Below are 15,367 nucleotides of genomic sequence, written 5' to 3' on the forward strand. Positions count from 1 at the left end.
GCCCGGTAGCTCGTCAGGCTCATAACCTGAAGGTCGTAGGTTCAAATCCTACCCCCGCAACCAAAAATATTAGAAATGGTGACTTTTGCCTCTACTTACCTGGAGGCTTTCGTCGTTTTTGAATGCCGTGACTTTCCTGGAGCCCGCGCTTAGATTTTTGAAAACGCTCCAACGGATTGCCTGATGAAACCCAGACGTTTTGGATTTCTTTATTATTGCCTCATATAAGATTGATAGCTTTCAGTGAGAGGCGGGACTATGGCGGGTGAACACAAGCTGGAGACGACGCAAGACCCCGGTCTTATCGGTTTTGTGAAGCATCCAGTTGTTAAGGTCATTCTTTCCCTGTCTGTTTTTACCGTGGCAATATTTGTGCTTCACGATTTGGTCGCGGGAGTAAGGGTCCATGATGTCATCGCAGATATTAGGTCTGTGGCTTCCCTGAGTTTGTTTGAAGCACTTCTTGCTACGACTGTGAGCTATCTCGCAATTGCGTTCTATGACGTTATTTCGCTTTCTTCAGCCGCGCCCGGTAGGGTGCCTAACAGGGCGGCGTATCTCATTGGTGCTGCTGGTTATGCGATTTCAAATCTGTTAGGCACTTCGTTTCTCTCGGCAAGCATTGTACGCCTCAGGGCTTATATGGCTGCGGGGGTGTCGCTTCCGAAGGTTGCGATTGTTCTCGGGACTTCTTGGCTCGGGTTTTGGTCCGGGTTTGCGCTCTTATTCGGCGGATTGATGGTTTTCCATCCAAGCGGCCTCTCTAAAATTTTCGCTCTTCCGGACGCACTAGAGACGATTTTGGGTGTGTGTCTGGGGCTCTCGGTGGCTGCTTTCGCGATCTGGCTTGGCTCACGAGGCCGACAGGTGAGTTGGAAGAAATTTGTGTTTCCTTTGCCAGATGCCAGGACCTTCCTGTTTCTCACTGTGGCAGGCGCCGTGGATATACTCTTTGCCGCACTTTGTCTTTGGGTCCTTATTCCCGCGGATGTGGCGGAAAACTTTGTCTACTTTTTCGCTTTATTCACTTTCGCGATCGGTGTGGGAATTCTGAGCCATTCGCCTGGCGGTCTCGGTGTGTTCGAAGCAACAATGGTCGCAGGGCTCGGTGCCGGCGCGAGGTCTGATCTTCTGGCTGCGTTGGTGTTGTACCGGGTCGTTTACACGCTTTATCCGTTCGTTTTTGCTGCGCTTGGTTTGGCTGTCGGGTGGCTGCTTTCACAGCGCCGTCGTGTGGATGCGGCGACTGCACTTACGCAGGATTTGCTCGCCCCGATCATACCACCACTTGCAAGCGGCATAGCCCTGATTTCTGGCGTTCTTCTTCTGGTGTCCGGTTCGCTGCCTTCGGAGGGTTCGCGATTAGACGTTTTACGCGATATTTTGCCCCTGCCTGTGATTGAGGTGTCGCACCTCGCGGCGAGTGTCACCGGGATCATGTTGATTGTTCTGGCGCGTGGGCTCTATCGCCGGTTGACGCGCGCATGGCTCGTTGCGGTTGCATTGTTGTCTATCGGCATCATGACTTCGCTTGTCAGGGGATTGGAATGGGAGCAGGCACTCACCATCGGGTCGTCGATTGCGGCCCTCGTCATTTTTCGGAGTGCTTTTTACAGGGTCGAAGGTGGTTCGGTTTTCGACTTGAACCTAAACTGGTTCATTTCCGTGAGTGCGGTGATGGTTGCTGTCACGTGGGTGGGTTGGTTTGCGTTCCAGTATGTAGAGTATCAAGACGCGCTTTGGTGGCAATTCACATGGCAGGGGGACGCATCGCGCTTTCTGAGGGGGGAGTTGGCGGCCCTCGTTGCGTTCATCTTGATCGCAATCATCTCCCTAGTTCATTCTCACGCTGTCCGCCCCGCGCTGAAAGATATTCCGCCTCGCGTCCACGACATCCTCGAGCGTTCAGATGACGCGGAAGCCGCCTTGGTTTTGATGGGGGACAAGGAGGTGCTGCTCTCGCCGGAGGGGAATGCGTTCCTTGCGTATTCAGACACCGGGCGTGCGCTGATCGCGTTAGGGGATCCTGTCGGGGAGGCGAAGGAGGCGCGGCGCCTCATTTGGGATTTTCGTGAGAAAGCCGATCGTCTCGGGCGTTTGTGCGCATTCTATCGCGTGTCTGACCTCTATCTCCCGACCTTTTTGGATATGGGGTTGTCCCTTGTGAAGATTGGTGAGACGGCCCGCATCGACCTTACCTCCTTTACCCTCGATGGGCCGAAAAAGAAGAACTTTCGCTACGCGGTGAGCCGTGGTGCACGAGACGGATATCGTTTTGAAATTCTCCCAGCCGCAGATGTCGCGGCACATTTGCCTGAGTTGCGCGCCATCTCCGATGCCTGGCTGGATCAGAAGCAGGGGCGTGAGAAGAGCTTCGCACTTGGTGCATTTTCGGAGGGATATATCCAAAACTTCGACTGCGCCGTGCTGCGCAACCCCGAGGGCGCCATCGTCGCATTCGCAAACCTTCTACCAGGGGGCTCACACGAAGTGTGTGTTGATTTGATGCGCTATGATGACCGGTGTCCCGGGTATGGGATGGACCTTCTGTTTACACATATGATCCTCTGGGCGCAGTCTCGGAAGATCAAATGGTTTCGTCTCGGGAATGCCCCTTTCTCTGGCATCGAGGCCCATCGGCTGGCGTCTTTTTGGCATCGGGTGGCGCATCTCATTTATGCGCATGGGGGACGGTTGTATCGTTTTGAAGGATTGCGGGCCTTTAAGGAAAAATGGGATCCGGTCTGGTCCCCACACTATCTCGCAAGTCCTCGCGGGCTCGGGGTGCCGCGCGTTCTATATGATGTAAACGTCTTGATTTCTGGCGGTGTCAGGGGGCTCGTTCGCAGTAGCCGGCAGAGGTTCCGAGGGTAAGTTGACGTGCTCTTGGAGCAACACGGGTGTTGCGCCTAAAATTTACCCGATTGGCGCCGGTTTGAGGTCGGTGGATTTGAGCTTTTGCAAGCTATCTCAAAGCCTTCGTGCACTGAAAAGGGCTATTCTACAGAGATATTTATAGGGAGCGGGCGAATTCTTGCGCGATTTTGAGGCATCCGACACTGTTGCTGCGCCTCTACATGGCTTCCTGCGTCTAGAAACTACTTGGACATTTCGGACGCAACATGCCAAAAAAGTAGCAAGTTGAGATCGGCGTCAGACATGTTGTGTTTACAGCTTGCATGTTACGCTTCTGATATCATCAGCCTGTAAAACGTCTTTTTTGGAGAAACCAGTGCCACGAACGTCCCAGACCGCTCCGTCAGGATCGGGAATTCAATCGAAGTTGAGTGAGCTGAAACAACTGGAAAAACGAGAAGGTCCGGAGGCTGCCGAAGCCGCGCTGATTGCAGCGATCCGCGACTATCCGGACTCCCATCAGGCCTATTCCGCGCTGACACGGGTTTTGCTCAAGCAGAAGAAGATCGGCTATGCTGTGCGAGCTGCGGAGAAAGCGGCGTCTTTGGCGCCTCTGGAAGCAAAACTCCATACAATTCTCGGTGTCGCTCGGATGCGGAATGACGATCTTGAAGGAGCGTCTTCCGCGTTTGCACAGGCGCTCGAACTCGATAAGAATTTTGTTCAGGCAATCGTCGGGGCGGCGTCGGTTAAATTGGCGTCTGAAAACTATGACGATGCGATCGCACTGTGTGATCGTGCGCTTGATCTAGATCCTTCCATGCAGCGCGCACATGAGCTCGTCGCGCGCATCAACATGAAACAGGACAAGCCCGAGGAAGCAGGGGCCGAACTGCGCAAATTGCTCGAGCAGGACACGAGCCATGATCGCGCACTCCGCTCTTACCTGCGTCTGATGAAGAAGGAAGGCAAACTGGATAACGTCGTGAGCCTCGCCGACGGGAGCCTCACGACGGACCCCGCGACGCCGCAGTCCGTCGCGCGTTACGCCCGCATGGTGACCTTCGCAGGGAAATCCGATCTCGCGGTCGACCAATACAAAAAGCTGGTTGAAAGCGGCTCTGCCCGTGAGGTCGACAAGATCCGCTTTGTCACAGTTCTGATCGGCGCTGGTGCACTTGACGAGGCACGTGACGTGATCGCGGGCTTGAAAGAACGCCGTGCGATGAAGCCGATCAAGGAAAAGCTCTCGGGCGATATCGAGCTGGCCTCCGGCAAGCCGGAAGAGGCGATTGCGCTCTACGCGGCGGCCTGTAAGGCGGCGCGCGTCGAAGGCTTTGAACCGGGGGACGATGCCCCCGCAACGCCGCAGGCTTTGGCTGAGGCATGGCAGTCCCACACGGCAAAAGCACTGAAAACGGCGCTCAAAGCCCACGCAAATAGCAAAGCCTCTTGAGGTCAACGAGCAGGAAAGGCTCCTTCGCGAGCCATTAAGTGAAAAAGACGATGCCCCGAAATTTTGTTTACATCATCATGGATAGCTGCCGCTTCGACAGCTATGCACGCGCCCGTACGTCGAACATGGACAAGATCGCAGAGGGTGAGCAGCGCTACAGCTACGCATCCTGGACGGCGCCAAGCCACCACAGCATCTTTATGGGACAGGTCGCCCACAAAAGCCCGACCCGTATTCTTGCCTCAGAGGTCTACAAAAAAGAATTTGCGAAATGGGTGGACCGTCTTGATGTTCCAGATCTGTCTTTCAAATCTTTCGTGCCAGAACTGAGCCTCGCGAAGGTTCTCGCAGGACATGGTTACAACACGACCGCGCGCGTCTCGATGCCGGTGCTGAACCCGTTTACCGGGATGAACCGGTATTGGGATAGTTATGAGCTCATGGCGGACCACAATGATTTTGCGGGGATGGTCGACAAGATCGAGTTTTCGATGTTCCAGCCGAGCTTCCACTTCATGAACCTCGGCGAAACGCACTATCCCTACATGCTCAAAGACGACAGTCTGCCGATCATTTCCGGCGTGCATGGTGTTGTTAAGGGCATGGATGCGGCGATTGCCCGGTCCGGCGAGAGCGTCACCGACGATGAAGAAGAGGACCAGTTCTTCTCTAAGGAAGATATGGTGTCGCTCCACGAGCAGCAGGTCCGCACCGTCGAATATGTTGACGAGGTTCTTGGTGCGTTGATGGAAAAGGCGCCCAAAGACACCCACTTCATCATTGCGGCGGACCACGGTGAATGCTTCGGTGAAGGCGACTACTTCGGCCACGGTCCGGTGATGCACGAGAAGGTGTTTGAAGTCCCATTCCTCGAGGGCCGCAAAGCATGAGCAAGGATAAAGGTTTTCCGGATCCGGTTTTCGTTCTTGCTGGACCGCGTTCCTACTCCTCTCTGGTTGTCGGCATGATCGGCCAGCACCCCGAGCTTTTTGGCTTGCCGGAACTCAACATTTTCCAGTGTGAGGACGCGGACGAATTCAACACCGGCGAGAACGCCGACGGGTCGAGCAAGTCTCCGTTCTGGAAGTCGATGCGTCACGGTCTTTTGCGGACGATCGCGCAGGTCTACAGCGGGGAGCAAACGCCCGAGTCCATTCGCATGGCGGAGCGCTGGCTGCGGACGCGTGAGACCCATACGTCAGCGCAGATTTTCCATGAGATTGCACGCGATGTCGCCCCGTTGCGCATCGTGGAAAAGAGTCCCGGTATCATCCGGAAGCAGGAATTTATGCAGCGGATGTTGGAGGCCTGTCCGACGGCTCGCTTCATCCACCTCGTTCGGAGCCCGATCGATCAATGCAAATCGGCCTTGGCGGCGAAAGGCGGCGTTGGTGTTCTTCTCTCCATGAACTCCGTAGACCACCGCGGAGAGGAAGCCGCTCTCGAACCGCAAATCCTGTGGCATGATACGCAAATCCAGATTCTGCGCTTTTTGGATCAGCTCGATGATGAGCAATTCATCACCTTGCGTGGTGAAGATTTGCTGAGCGACACAGATGAGACACTCAAAGCTCTGTGCAACTGGCTCGGCGTGTCAGATGCGCCCGAGGCCATCGAGGCCATGAAACATCCTGAAGATAGCCCCTTTGCCTGCATGGGGCCGCCGAATGCGCCGCTCGGGAACGACGTTAACTTCCTCAACTCGCCAGCGCTCCGTCCAGGCAAGGTGAAATTCTCCTCGCTCGATGGGGATTTGCCGTGGCGTGCTGATGACGAAAAACTGCACCCGCGTGTCGTCGCGTTGGCAGAAGCTCTGGGATACTGAGATCATGTTCGCACTGAAACCTTTGCGCGCAGAGGAACATCGTTCCTTCATCGGGCCGGAATTCGGGGCGGGCGCCGATGGCGTGGATCCGCAAACCGTCTCCTACGTGGAAATTACGAGCGACCCGAAGATGTCGGCGCTCGCTCGCAAGGTCTACGAAGAACTTCGTGTTCAGTTTTCGCAGCCGGACGCCTTTAGCGCCCGTGCCGAGACCTCCGAAGAAGAAGCCTACCGTCGGAAACTGGAGGGCTGGGCAGATATGCTTGAAATCTTGCTTGAGGAAACGCTTGCAGAACTCGACGCGATCAACGCCCAGATGGCTGGCAACAAGCCTGAATTTTGAGGAAGAGCGGACCTGAGATGAAAGACCGCCGTGAAGAAATCAGCCACAGGGGCCTCGCACACAAAGACTTTTTCTGCGCTGCGAACAATGGCTTTGGAGACCAGCTGAATGCCTATCCGCATTCGATGTATTGGTTCAAAGACAAACTTTATGTCGGAACGACGCGCTCCAACCTCTGCTTGTTCAAGGTTTCGAAAATCCAGAAGAAGCTCGGCCGCTGGCCCGTTCAGTGCCCGGAGTATGTCTATGATCAGGATATGCGGGCGCAGATTTGGTCCTTTGATCCGGCTGAGGCCGTAGAAGGTGAGCCGAATAGCGGCTGGAGCTTGCGGGCTCAGTCTCCTTGGATTGATGTGGACGGAGAAAAGCTCCCGCGTGAAGTGGGCTATCGCGGGATGTGTGTTTTCAAGGGGGAGTCCGACGACGAGGAACACCTCTATGTCGCAACCTTTACCCCTGCGCGCGGCTTTGGGACACGCATCTACCGGACATCCGACGGCGACAATTACGAAGAAATTCCGATGCCGGACGGGTTTGATCGGTCGATCATCACCCTACGACTCATCGTTCCGCATAAGGGGTGGTTGTTCACCAGCCCCACGGGCAAAGCGGGTGGCGAGGTGAATACCTCGGGCAATGCGATCATCTACGGGACGAAAGATCCTGCGAAGGGCGAGTGGAAGGAAATCAACACACCTGGATTCGGAAGGGCCAAGAACATCGGCATCTTCGAGATGATCGGGTGTGGTGATTACCTTTATGCTGGCACAGGCAATCCGGACGGCTACGAGATTTGGCGTACGAAGGTTGAGGGCGAGCCGCCTTTCAACTGGGAGTGCGTGGTCGAGAAGGGGGCCTATCGTGGCCCTCTTAATCAGGGTGTGGCCTCGTTCACGACGCTTAACGGGATCGTCTATGCCGGTGGTGGCATCCAGCACGGCGGGATTGACCGTGCCAATGGCCTCGGGCCTGCCGGTCCCGAATTGATCCGGATTCATGAAGATGGTTCGTGGGACTTGCTCGTTGGTACGGAACGCCAAACTCCGGTTGGCTATAAAAAGCCCCTGTCCGGATATTCGCCCGGCTTCGACAATCTCTTTAACGGATATTTTTGGCAGATGGAGACCCACGAGGGGTGGATCTATGTTGGGACCTTCGATTGGACCGTGATGATCCGTTACTCCGAGGACGACAACTGGCCGATGCCGTTCCGCAAGATGATTGAACGCTACGGGATGGAAAACCTGATTAAATTGCGCGCGGGCGCCGAGCTCTACAGGAGCCGCGACGGCGAAAATTGGCTGCCGGTGACGACCCAAGGGTTTGGGAACGAATTCAATTATGGTATCCGGACATTCCAATCCACGCCGATCGGGCTCGCTGTTGGCTTCGTGAACCCGTTTGGCCCAAAGGTCGGGATGGATGTCGATGACGATTTTACGTACGTCCCGAACCCGAAAGGCGGCCTCGAAGTTTGGATCGGCAATCAGAAGGACGATACCGAATGACGCATAAAGTGGTTCTGTGTCTGGCGCTTGCGGCCGCAACCTCGCTTCTGGCCTGTCAGCGCATGGAGCAGGTGGAACAGGTTGTGGCAAATCGAATGGGGCTCACCCCCACGACGATTTCGTCACCAGAGCCGATGATGGTCACACCGGTTGCGGCGGGGGGCTATACTGCGGGTCGTTTGGAAACGAAAACGATGACGGTCGGCGGCTTGCAGCGCACCTACCATGTTTACGTCCCGAGATCGCTGCAATCCGGAACGCTTGCGCCAATCATCTACGCTTTCCACGGCGGGGGCGGAAACGCCGAACAATTCGAGAGCCGCATGGACTGGCGCGGTGCAGCGGAGAAATATGGTGCGATCCTTGTTCTCCCTCAGGCCTATGGGCGGGGTGGAGATGACAACGGCAACTGGAATGCCGAAAGCACTATTCCGCTGGGGTTTGCTGAGAGAAACCACCTCGACGACCTCGGTTTCCTCCAGGCGATGTTTAGCGTGATGCAGGCAAATTATCCTGTCGACAGATCGCGGACCTATCTCGCAGGTTTCTCCAACGGCGGGATGTTCTCCTATCGCGCGGCTTGTGAGTTGGGGGTTCAGAAAATCTCTGCGGTTGCCGTCGTCGCGACAACCATGTCCTTCTCATCATGTGCCAAACCGCAGGGCATCAGCCTTTTGCATATTCATGGCACGGATGACGAGAACATCCCTCTTGAAGGTGGTCGCGGAACGAATTCAGCGCGGCGCGCCAACTGGCCTGCAGTGGCGCGTGGCGTGGACGTGTTCAAGTCCGGCAATCAATGTTCGAGCGGTCAGCAGTTGGTAAGACCAGCGAGTGATACAAGTTGTTCAGTTTATAGTTGTGGCGGTAACGATGAAGTGGAACTTTGTATTGTTCAAAACGGAGGACACGCCTGGCCGGGCGGGGATCCCGCAAATTGGCAAATTAAAGAGAATATCTACGTGTCTCGGGCATTCAATGCGACAGATTACGTAGCCAAGTTTTTGCTGCAGCACTAATAAAGACTGGTTCGCCGATCAATGAGGCGAACCTCGGAATACAAAACGGAGTTCAAATGAAGGACCGTAAACCGCTGATTATCCTGACGTGTATGCGTTCCTATTCGTCTTTGGTTTCCAGTATGCTCGGACAGCACTCCGGGCTTTATACATTGCCTGAAATTAACCCGTTCGTAGAGACAACGCTCGGTCGCTTTGAGCGACGCGCAAATATGGTGCGCCCGCGGACCTTGGATGGCCTTTACCGCGCTGTTGCCGAGATCGAGTACGGCAATCAGACCGAAAAATCCGTGAAAAAGGCGATAGAATGGACGCGGGAGCGGGCCGGTTGGACCATCGTCGACGCAATGAATCATCTGGCAGATCAGGTCGCTCCCCGTCGTGTCATTGACAAAAGCCCGAGCACAGTTCTCTCGGATGACGCAATCAATCGGGCGATCACGACTTGCCCCGATGCATATTTTCTCCATCTGTATCGCCACCCCTGCGCGACCACGAAGTCGATTGCAAAGATCACCAAATTCGGGAGCGCCGCGAGCACGGGCGGAAAGGATCCTGAGGATGCTTGGTATAGTTCGAACTTGCGCATCATGAAGGCAGCGAGCCGGATTCCGCAGGGGCAGTTTATGTCGCTCCGCGGGGAAGACGTGCTACGTGATCCGGACAATTATCTGACGCAAATCTGTACTTGGATGGGGCTGGAGACGACGAAAGACGATCTCGCGGCAATGCGACATCCCGAGAAATCCCCGTATGCCTGTCTGGGGCCCCGGAGCGCTCCGTTCGGAAATGACCCGAACTTCCTACGCAATCCGGCTTACTCCCAGCGTGAAATTCCTGAGCGCCCTCTGAGCGATCCGCTCGATTGGGATCGCGAAGACCGATACCTAAATGCCGAAACCGTCGCCATTTCCCACCAATTGGGCTATGGTCCATGATCACACGATACTAAGCGAATAGCCCATGCCTGAACCTCTTTTTATCCTCTGCCCTGGTCGATCATTTTCCTCTGTGCTGTCGGCCGTGATCGGTCAGCATCCTGATGCTTTCGGGTTGCCGGAGGTTCACCTCTTTGTCACACCCACGGTCGGCGAGTTTCTCGATATGGACGCGCCCTTGCTCGGGCGACGTGGCGCGACGACCGGTCTGCGCAGAGCCGTGGCCGAATTGGTGTTCAAAAAGCAGACGAAAGAGACCGTCGACCAGGCGCGTGACTGGTTGATGGAGCGGCGTGAGAAAACGGGTGCCGAGGTGTTTCGGGAGCTTTGCGAAATTGCAGGCAACCGCGTGATGGTGGACAAAAGCCCGACAAATTCCGAAGAGAGCCGTCTGGAAGAGGTTTACCGCGCGTTTCCGAACGCAAAGTATCTCCATTTGTCTCGCCACCCGCGTGCGACCTGTCGCTCCCAATACAAAGCCTACGCGGGGCGGTCCAAATACAGTCAGCGCGCGAAAAAATTCGATCACGAGGTTTATTGGTACGAACGCCATCACAGCATTCTGAACTTCAGTCAGCGGCTGAACCCGGATCAGTATATGTTCCTGCATGGGGAGTGGTTCTTCGAACATCCGGAGACGTTCCTTGAGCAGATTTGCGAGTGGTTGGGGCTTTCTACGGACAAGAAGGCCATCAGGATGATGATGAAACCGGAGGAGTCACCATTTGCGGTGATGGGACCGGAAAATGCGCCTTACGGCAACAACGTCGGCTTTATTGAAAAACCGCATTTGCGGGTCGGCCGACCGAAGCAAGAAACCCTGGAGGGGCCTTTGGAGTGGGTGACGGATCACGAAACCTACTTTACCGAACAAACCCGCTCTCTGGCGTATCAACTGGGATATGACACATGAAATCGATGCTCACCTTGGACAGTATTTTGCCCGAAGTCACTCGGCGACCTAAAAGACGGCGTCGCGCTCTCGATGCAATGGCGGATGAGCAACTCGCACCGGCGCAGCCGTCTGAGCCGGTCAAGGAAGAGGCCCCTGCGCCCAAAGCGGTCGCGGCCAAGCCGGAGGCAGCCGAAGATATCATTTCGCTCGTTGTCGATCTTTTCGCAGATGAGGAGAGCGTGCTGGCAGATGTGCGGCGCCTCGACGTCTCGACCGGTGACCGGAAAGCGGAGCTTGTCCGGTTCCGCCTTGATGGCGCACAGAGCTTTGCTCTTCCACTTGGACCGTCTCTGGATGCTGGTGAGCGTCGCGTTGTTGAGGCGATGAGTGACAGCGACGCAGCGAAGCTCATGCTCGTCTCCGGTAATGCGATCTCGCTTAAGAACGGGTACAAAAAGCTTGCAGAGGCCATCACGGCACTGTCGCCCGCGCGGGGCACTATGTTTGCCGCATCGGACACCCTCGCCGCGATCTATGCGCCCGGCAATCCGGCCATCCATGTTTTGCGCGTCAAAAGCTCGGGTTCTGTGCGAACTTTGACGCTTGAGGACCTGAAGCTCGGCGGATGGCGGAGCATTTCCTGCATCCAAGTCGTAGAGAGCATGCTCTATGTCGCCGTGACGGATCCTGTTGGCGGTTTTGATCTCTTTGTATGTGATCTGAAAAAGAAAACGCTCAAATTCGAGCCCGTGATTGTCCGCGGCGGCCATCGTTTCGCCAGCAACGCCATGATCACCACGATGGTGCCTACAGAAACGGGACTGATCCTCGGGACGGCAGCATTGGCCAGCCCGGCTGAACGCGTGGGCAACTGGGGGCCTGAGGTTATCTCGCTCGATCATGAAGGAAACTGGGATCTGTCCTTCGGTGTCGCGCGCTTTACGCCGAACGGCTACAAGGCGCCGTTGTCTGGTGAGACTGCCGGGGTGGGCGAGCTGGAGAACGCCGCAGTGCAAGCGATCGCGCATGATGGCACCAATACGATCGTCGCGATCCAGAGCTTTATCGGCCTGCCGGAAGAAGATCGTCGCGATGTCGTGAGTGACCTGCTCGATTATGGCGGGGCTGTGCGTCTCTATGTGACGAAAGATATGAAGTCCTGGCGTCAGATTTCAGTGACTTTGCCCGACGACTTCGGGCCGATTACATCGCTGTGCATGACGAAGGAAGGTGCCTTCCTCGGATACGAAAGCATCGTCGCAGACAAGGTGCCGTTGCATTTTGTGCCGATCGCGTAACCGCGCACGCTCTTTCCAAAACGAAACCGCCCGCCTCTGATCTGAGGCGGGCGCTTTGTTATATGGAGCTCTCGCGTCTTGTAATTTTACGGCAACCAGGACCAGAGCTCGACTTGGAAGAAGCGGATGATGACGCGAGTGAACACTTCCCAAACGGGCCGCTCGTCCACGATCACCTTGCCATACCCAGTCATGTTCTGAACAAGCCGTCCGTCCGGATTTGGAACTTCCAGGACGACGCGGACAACGCGGCCGAATTCACGCTCCTCGGCAACCGGCGCGACGCGCTTGACGGTGCCGAAGATCTCCTCGTCCGGTGCGCTCCAAAGCTTGAGAGTGACCTGCGCGCCGATGACGGCCTCGTCGATATCGGTTTCTGGCACCTCGATTTCGGCGAGAACCACGCGGTCGTCGGCGAGTTCTGCGAATAGATCGCCTTCGCGCATAAATGTCCCGACCGCAATCTCGTCCATGGTCGAGACCACCCGACCGCTCAACGTCGCGCGGATGTTCGTGTGTTCAAGCTGCAGGCGACTGAAGGCCAGTTCCTGTTCCTGTCGCGCAATGCTTGCTTTCGCGGAATTGATTTCGCTGTCGAGTGTTGGTGCTTTCAGAAGCGCGAGTTGGGTCTGCGCCTGATCGCGCTCTGACACTGCGAGAATGTGGGCGCTGATCGCGTCGTCGAGCGTTTTCCGGGAAATCGTGTTCGAAGCGAAGAGTTGTTCTTTGCGGTCTAGATCCTGCTTTGCCTGCGCCAGCCGGGTTTCCGCCGCAGAGACGAGCTGCTCTGCGAGCGCGATCTCCTCGGGCTTCGGGCCTGCGACAAGCGTTTCGAAATCGGCCTTCAGACGTGCGAGGTCCGCCTCCTGAATTGCGACGTCCCGCATTTCATCCCAGTTGGACAAAACCGCCATCACGCCATCGTCGTCGACCCAATCCCCTTCGGTCACATTGAGGGAAATAATCTCTCCGTTCGTTCGCGCACGGACTTCGGTGCGCGCGGATGATTGAATGATGAAATCGCCGCCGACTGTGAAAGGATACGGCTGGATCGCGATCACGTAGCCGACGACCAACACAATTGCCCAGATCAGGAGCATACGCCCTCTGCTGCGGGGTTTGCGCGCGTGGGCTCCCATTTTGAGGACACGGTCGAGGTCATTCGGCGGGGCAGGGGGCGGCGCGTTCTTTCTCTCGACGAGAGAGGACGGGCGCGGATCGACGACAAGCGAGTGATCGTGTGGAACACCCTCATCCTCTTTCGCGGTTTCCTCGCGGGATTTTTGGCGCTGGGCGGGCGTCACAGGACCGAGCGCAGCCTCTAGAATTTCGTCGAATTCATCTGCTGGCGGGGCCTTCACGCTAGCTGAAGGCGGCGGGCCCAAAAGATCGTCCAGCGCGGCATCGAGGTCTGGCTTCGAAGTCTCCGCAGGTTGATCGTCGCTGATCTCCTCGGAAAGCAGCGCGTCGAGATCTTCGACTTCCGCCGGAGCACTGGAGGGTTTCGGTTCGTCTGTTGGTTTTTGGGATGTGGTTCGCGCCATGTGCTCGATACGACCTGAATTCGTAAGTTGATTGTCGTCTTGCGCGAGTCTGTAGCATGAAAGCTTTTCATCGGGCGAGAGTTTTGCGGGGGCGGGGGGCGTTGGTGATCTCTGCTTGCGCTTTTTGCGGCGAGATTTGTTTTTGCCTTTTCCTGATTTACTCAGCACGAAAGCGAAGCCCATGCTTAGGATCAAGGCGAAGATGACGACGCCGGTCCCGCGGAATTGTTGTTCAAGCGCAAAGGCGATCGATGACAATATCACCACAACAAGGAAAGCGGTGAAAACAATTGATGCGACAGCGTAGAACAGGAGCGCGTAAATCTCCCGGCGCGGCATCGATTCCGGGATCGGTTTCCGGCGTAGTATAAGACCAAGAAGGCGGTAGGACTGTTCTCTCAGATCCGGTCTGCGAAAGTAGGCAGCCATCCAGTGATAGCCGTCGGCCCGCCAAATTGGGTTGAGCGTAAAGAGAAATGAGCCAAGTCCGGTTGCCCCAAGAACGAGCAGTGCATCTGCAATCCCGGTCCCGCCGCGTCGCAGAATTGCCCACCCGAGGGTGCCGATTGCAAAGAGGGCGAGGCGGGTCAAAAGCGGCGTCGCGTAACAATGTCTCTGCTCTGGAAAGTCGAGGCGGCGGATCGGGCCGGTGCTCACGAAAAAACGCGGTAAAACGCCATAAATGAGGCGGATACCGAATTCCTGTGGGGGGATGCTGTGGCGTGCCATCGTGATCCCCATCGCCAACCGGCTCAACAAATTCGCCGTCAGCATCGAGATGATCAAGTTCTGAAAGAAACTGAAAGTGCGAAGGATTAAATCCAGATTTGCCCGAAGTTCGTAGAAATCCGCGTAGCCCGCGCCCCCCGCGATGAGGGCCAGCGGCCACACAAGAAGAGCGACGAAACGGATCGGTGAGAGGAATTCCGCCGCGAAAGAAAGCCCTGAAGATGGATTGGTTAGAGTCAGGCTAAAAGGCGAACTCATACGATGAAACTTTCGGCATTAAGAGCGTCGTTTTGCATTTGTGTTGTAGATGTGCATGTTTTCCTAACTGTTATAAAGCTTTCTGAAAGAGAAGATATTATTCTTGTTGCAAGCGCGGCATATTGCTAGCGTGATGTCTGACGAACAACCAAGGAAACCGGGGGGTCTCCATGCCGAGTGACGCAATCGAAACTGAACAAACTGAAGACGGACAAGAGCTTCGCAACCGCCGCGATCGCCTCGAGGCGTTGAAATCGCGACGTGCGTCTGGTGCGCCGAGTGCCGCAGCGCCAGCTCGACCGGCTTCTGGTGGAATCAGTTCCATGGTTGGCCAAGGCGAGTCAGCGAAGCGTCAGCGCAAACTGCTCGTGAAAATCTACAAAGTTATGACCCAGACCCCCGCAGACGGACGCGGTGGTGTGCCTGATACCCCATTCACCGAAGCTGGTGTCGAGCGTTTGATGAAGATGCTTTCGACCCGCGCGTCTGACGGTTCCCAGGCTGGTGCAAAGGTCGCTGGTGGTGTTTTGAACTTTCTCACCCCTGCGGACGGAGAAGCGGCCACGGCGAGTGGCGCAAGCATTGCTAAGCTCCAGACGATTGCGCGGCGCATCGAGGCGTTCCGCAGCAAAGGTGCCGGTCGCCAACTGTAATTTGGCAATCTCCGGCCATACGAAAGAAAATCCTGCTTTGGGGCC

The 15,367-nt window shown here is 56.1% G+C and carries 12 protein-coding genes; 11 read left to right on the forward strand and 1 reads right to left on the reverse strand.

The annotated features are described in order from the left end of the window. The first annotated feature begins 258 nt into the window (after nucleotides 1-258). The 10 genes from mprF (at nucleotide 259) to LA304_RS16425 (ending at nucleotide 12,138) form a co-directional block, all read left to right on the forward strand. Nucleotides 259-2,874, forward strand: a complete 2,616-nt coding sequence (gene mprF / locus LA304_RS16380) for a bifunctional lysylphosphatidylglycerol flippase/synthetase MprF (protein ID WP_224504259.1) — start codon at nucleotides 259-261, stop codon at nucleotides 2,872-2,874. A gap of 409 nt (nucleotides 2,875-3,283) precedes the next feature. Continuing rightward, nucleotides 3,284-4,312: a tetratricopeptide repeat protein gene (locus LA304_RS16385; protein WP_224504260.1), complete on the forward strand. Its 1,029-nt coding sequence runs from the start codon at nucleotides 3,284-3,286 to the stop codon at nucleotides 4,310-4,312. Nucleotides 4,313-4,362: 50 nt separating this feature from the next. After that, nucleotides 4,363-5,202, forward strand: a complete 840-nt coding sequence (locus LA304_RS16390; protein ID WP_224504261.1) for a sulfatase-like hydrolase/transferase — start codon at nucleotides 4,363-4,365, stop codon at nucleotides 5,200-5,202. Beyond that, nucleotides 5,199-6,137, forward strand: a complete 939-nt coding sequence (locus LA304_RS16395; RefSeq protein ID WP_224504262.1) for a sulfotransferase family protein — start codon at nucleotides 5,199-5,201, stop codon at nucleotides 6,135-6,137. Before LA304_RS16390 ends, LA304_RS16395 begins: the two co-directional genes overlap by 4 nt. 4 nt (nucleotides 6,138-6,141) lie before the next feature. After that, entirely contained in the window at nucleotides 6,142-6,480 is a 339-nt protein-coding gene (locus tag LA304_RS16400; protein WP_224504263.1) for a hypothetical protein, read from the forward strand. 17 nt (nucleotides 6,481-6,497) lie between these two features. After that, nucleotides 6,498-7,988 (forward strand): hypothetical protein, encoded by a 1,491-nt coding sequence (locus LA304_RS16405; protein ID WP_224504264.1) that lies wholly within the window; start codon nucleotides 6,498-6,500, stop codon nucleotides 7,986-7,988. Continuing rightward, nucleotides 7,985-9,007 (forward strand): alpha/beta hydrolase family esterase, encoded by a 1,023-nt coding sequence (locus LA304_RS16410; protein WP_224504265.1) that lies wholly within the window; start codon nucleotides 7,985-7,987, stop codon nucleotides 9,005-9,007. The genes LA304_RS16405 and LA304_RS16410 overlap by 4 nt, the downstream gene beginning before the upstream one ends. 56 nt (nucleotides 9,008-9,063) lie before the next feature. Then, complete coding sequence (locus LA304_RS16415; protein ID WP_224504266.1) at nucleotides 9,064-9,945, forward strand: sulfotransferase family protein; 882 nt, start codon at nucleotides 9,064-9,066, stop codon at nucleotides 9,943-9,945. Nucleotides 9,946-9,970: 25 nt separating this feature from the next. Continuing rightward, on the forward strand, nucleotides 9,971-10,858 hold the full coding sequence (locus tag LA304_RS16420) for a sulfotransferase family protein (protein ID WP_224504267.1): 888 nt from the start codon (nucleotides 9,971-9,973) through the stop codon (nucleotides 10,856-10,858). After that, entirely contained in the window at nucleotides 10,855-12,138 is a 1,284-nt protein-coding gene (locus LA304_RS16425; RefSeq protein WP_224504268.1) for a hypothetical protein, read from the forward strand. Before LA304_RS16420 ends, LA304_RS16425 begins: the two co-directional genes overlap by 4 nt. Nucleotides 12,139-12,224: 86 nt before the next feature. On the opposite strand, the gene LA304_RS16430 is transcribed toward LA304_RS16425, so the two are convergent. After that, complete coding sequence (locus tag LA304_RS16430) at nucleotides 12,225-14,669, reverse strand: HlyD family secretion protein (protein WP_224504269.1); 2,445 nt, start codon at nucleotides 14,667-14,669, stop codon at nucleotides 12,225-12,227. Between the two features lie 170 nt (nucleotides 14,670-14,839). Here LA304_RS16430 and LA304_RS16435 point away from each other — a divergent pair, with 170 nt between their 5' ends. Further along, the gene (locus LA304_RS16435; RefSeq protein WP_224504270.1) at nucleotides 14,840-15,322 is read left to right on the forward strand and encodes a hypothetical protein; all 483 of its coding nucleotides are present in this window, start codon (nucleotides 14,840-14,842) and stop codon (nucleotides 15,320-15,322) included. Nucleotides 15,323-15,367 lie beyond the last annotated feature (45 nt).

It is taken from the genome of Celeribacter litoreus (assembly GCF_020165855.1).
GTDB lineage: Bacteria > Pseudomonadota > Alphaproteobacteria > Rhodobacterales > Rhodobacteraceae > Celeribacter > Celeribacter litoreus.

Bases quoted from the DNA above. Each gene is read 5' to 3' on its own strand.
- mprF (WP_224504259.1), top strand. From the start codon at position 259: ATGGCGGGTGAACACAAGCTGGAGACGACGCAAGACCCCGGTCTTATC.
- LA304_RS16390 (WP_224504261.1), top strand. From the start codon at position 4,363: ATGCCCCGAAATTTTGTTTACATCATCATGGATAGCTGCCGCTTCGAC.
- LA304_RS16395 (WP_224504262.1), top strand. From the start codon at position 5,199: ATGAGCAAGGATAAAGGTTTTCCGGATCCGGTTTTCGTTCTTGCTGGA.
- LA304_RS16400 (WP_224504263.1), top strand. From the start codon at position 6,142: ATGTTCGCACTGAAACCTTTGCGCGCAGAGGAACATCGTTCCTTCATC.
- LA304_RS16405 (WP_224504264.1), top strand. From the start codon at position 6,498: ATGAAAGACCGCCGTGAAGAAATCAGCCACAGGGGCCTCGCACACAAA.
- LA304_RS16410 (WP_224504265.1), top strand. From the start codon at position 7,985: ATGACGCATAAAGTGGTTCTGTGTCTGGCGCTTGCGGCCGCAACCTCG.
- LA304_RS16415 (WP_224504266.1), top strand. From the start codon at position 9,064: ATGAAGGACCGTAAACCGCTGATTATCCTGACGTGTATGCGTTCCTAT.
- LA304_RS16420 (WP_224504267.1), top strand. From the start codon at position 9,971: ATGCCTGAACCTCTTTTTATCCTCTGCCCTGGTCGATCATTTTCCTCT.
- LA304_RS16425 (WP_224504268.1), top strand. From the start codon at position 10,855: ATGAAATCGATGCTCACCTTGGACAGTATTTTGCCCGAAGTCACTCGG.
- LA304_RS16430 (WP_224504269.1), bottom strand. From the start codon at position 14,669: ATGAGTTCGCCTTTTAGCCTGACTCTAACCAATCCATCTTCAGGGCTT.
- LA304_RS16435 (WP_224504270.1), top strand. From the start codon at position 14,840: ATGCCGAGTGACGCAATCGAAACTGAACAAACTGAAGACGGACAAGAG.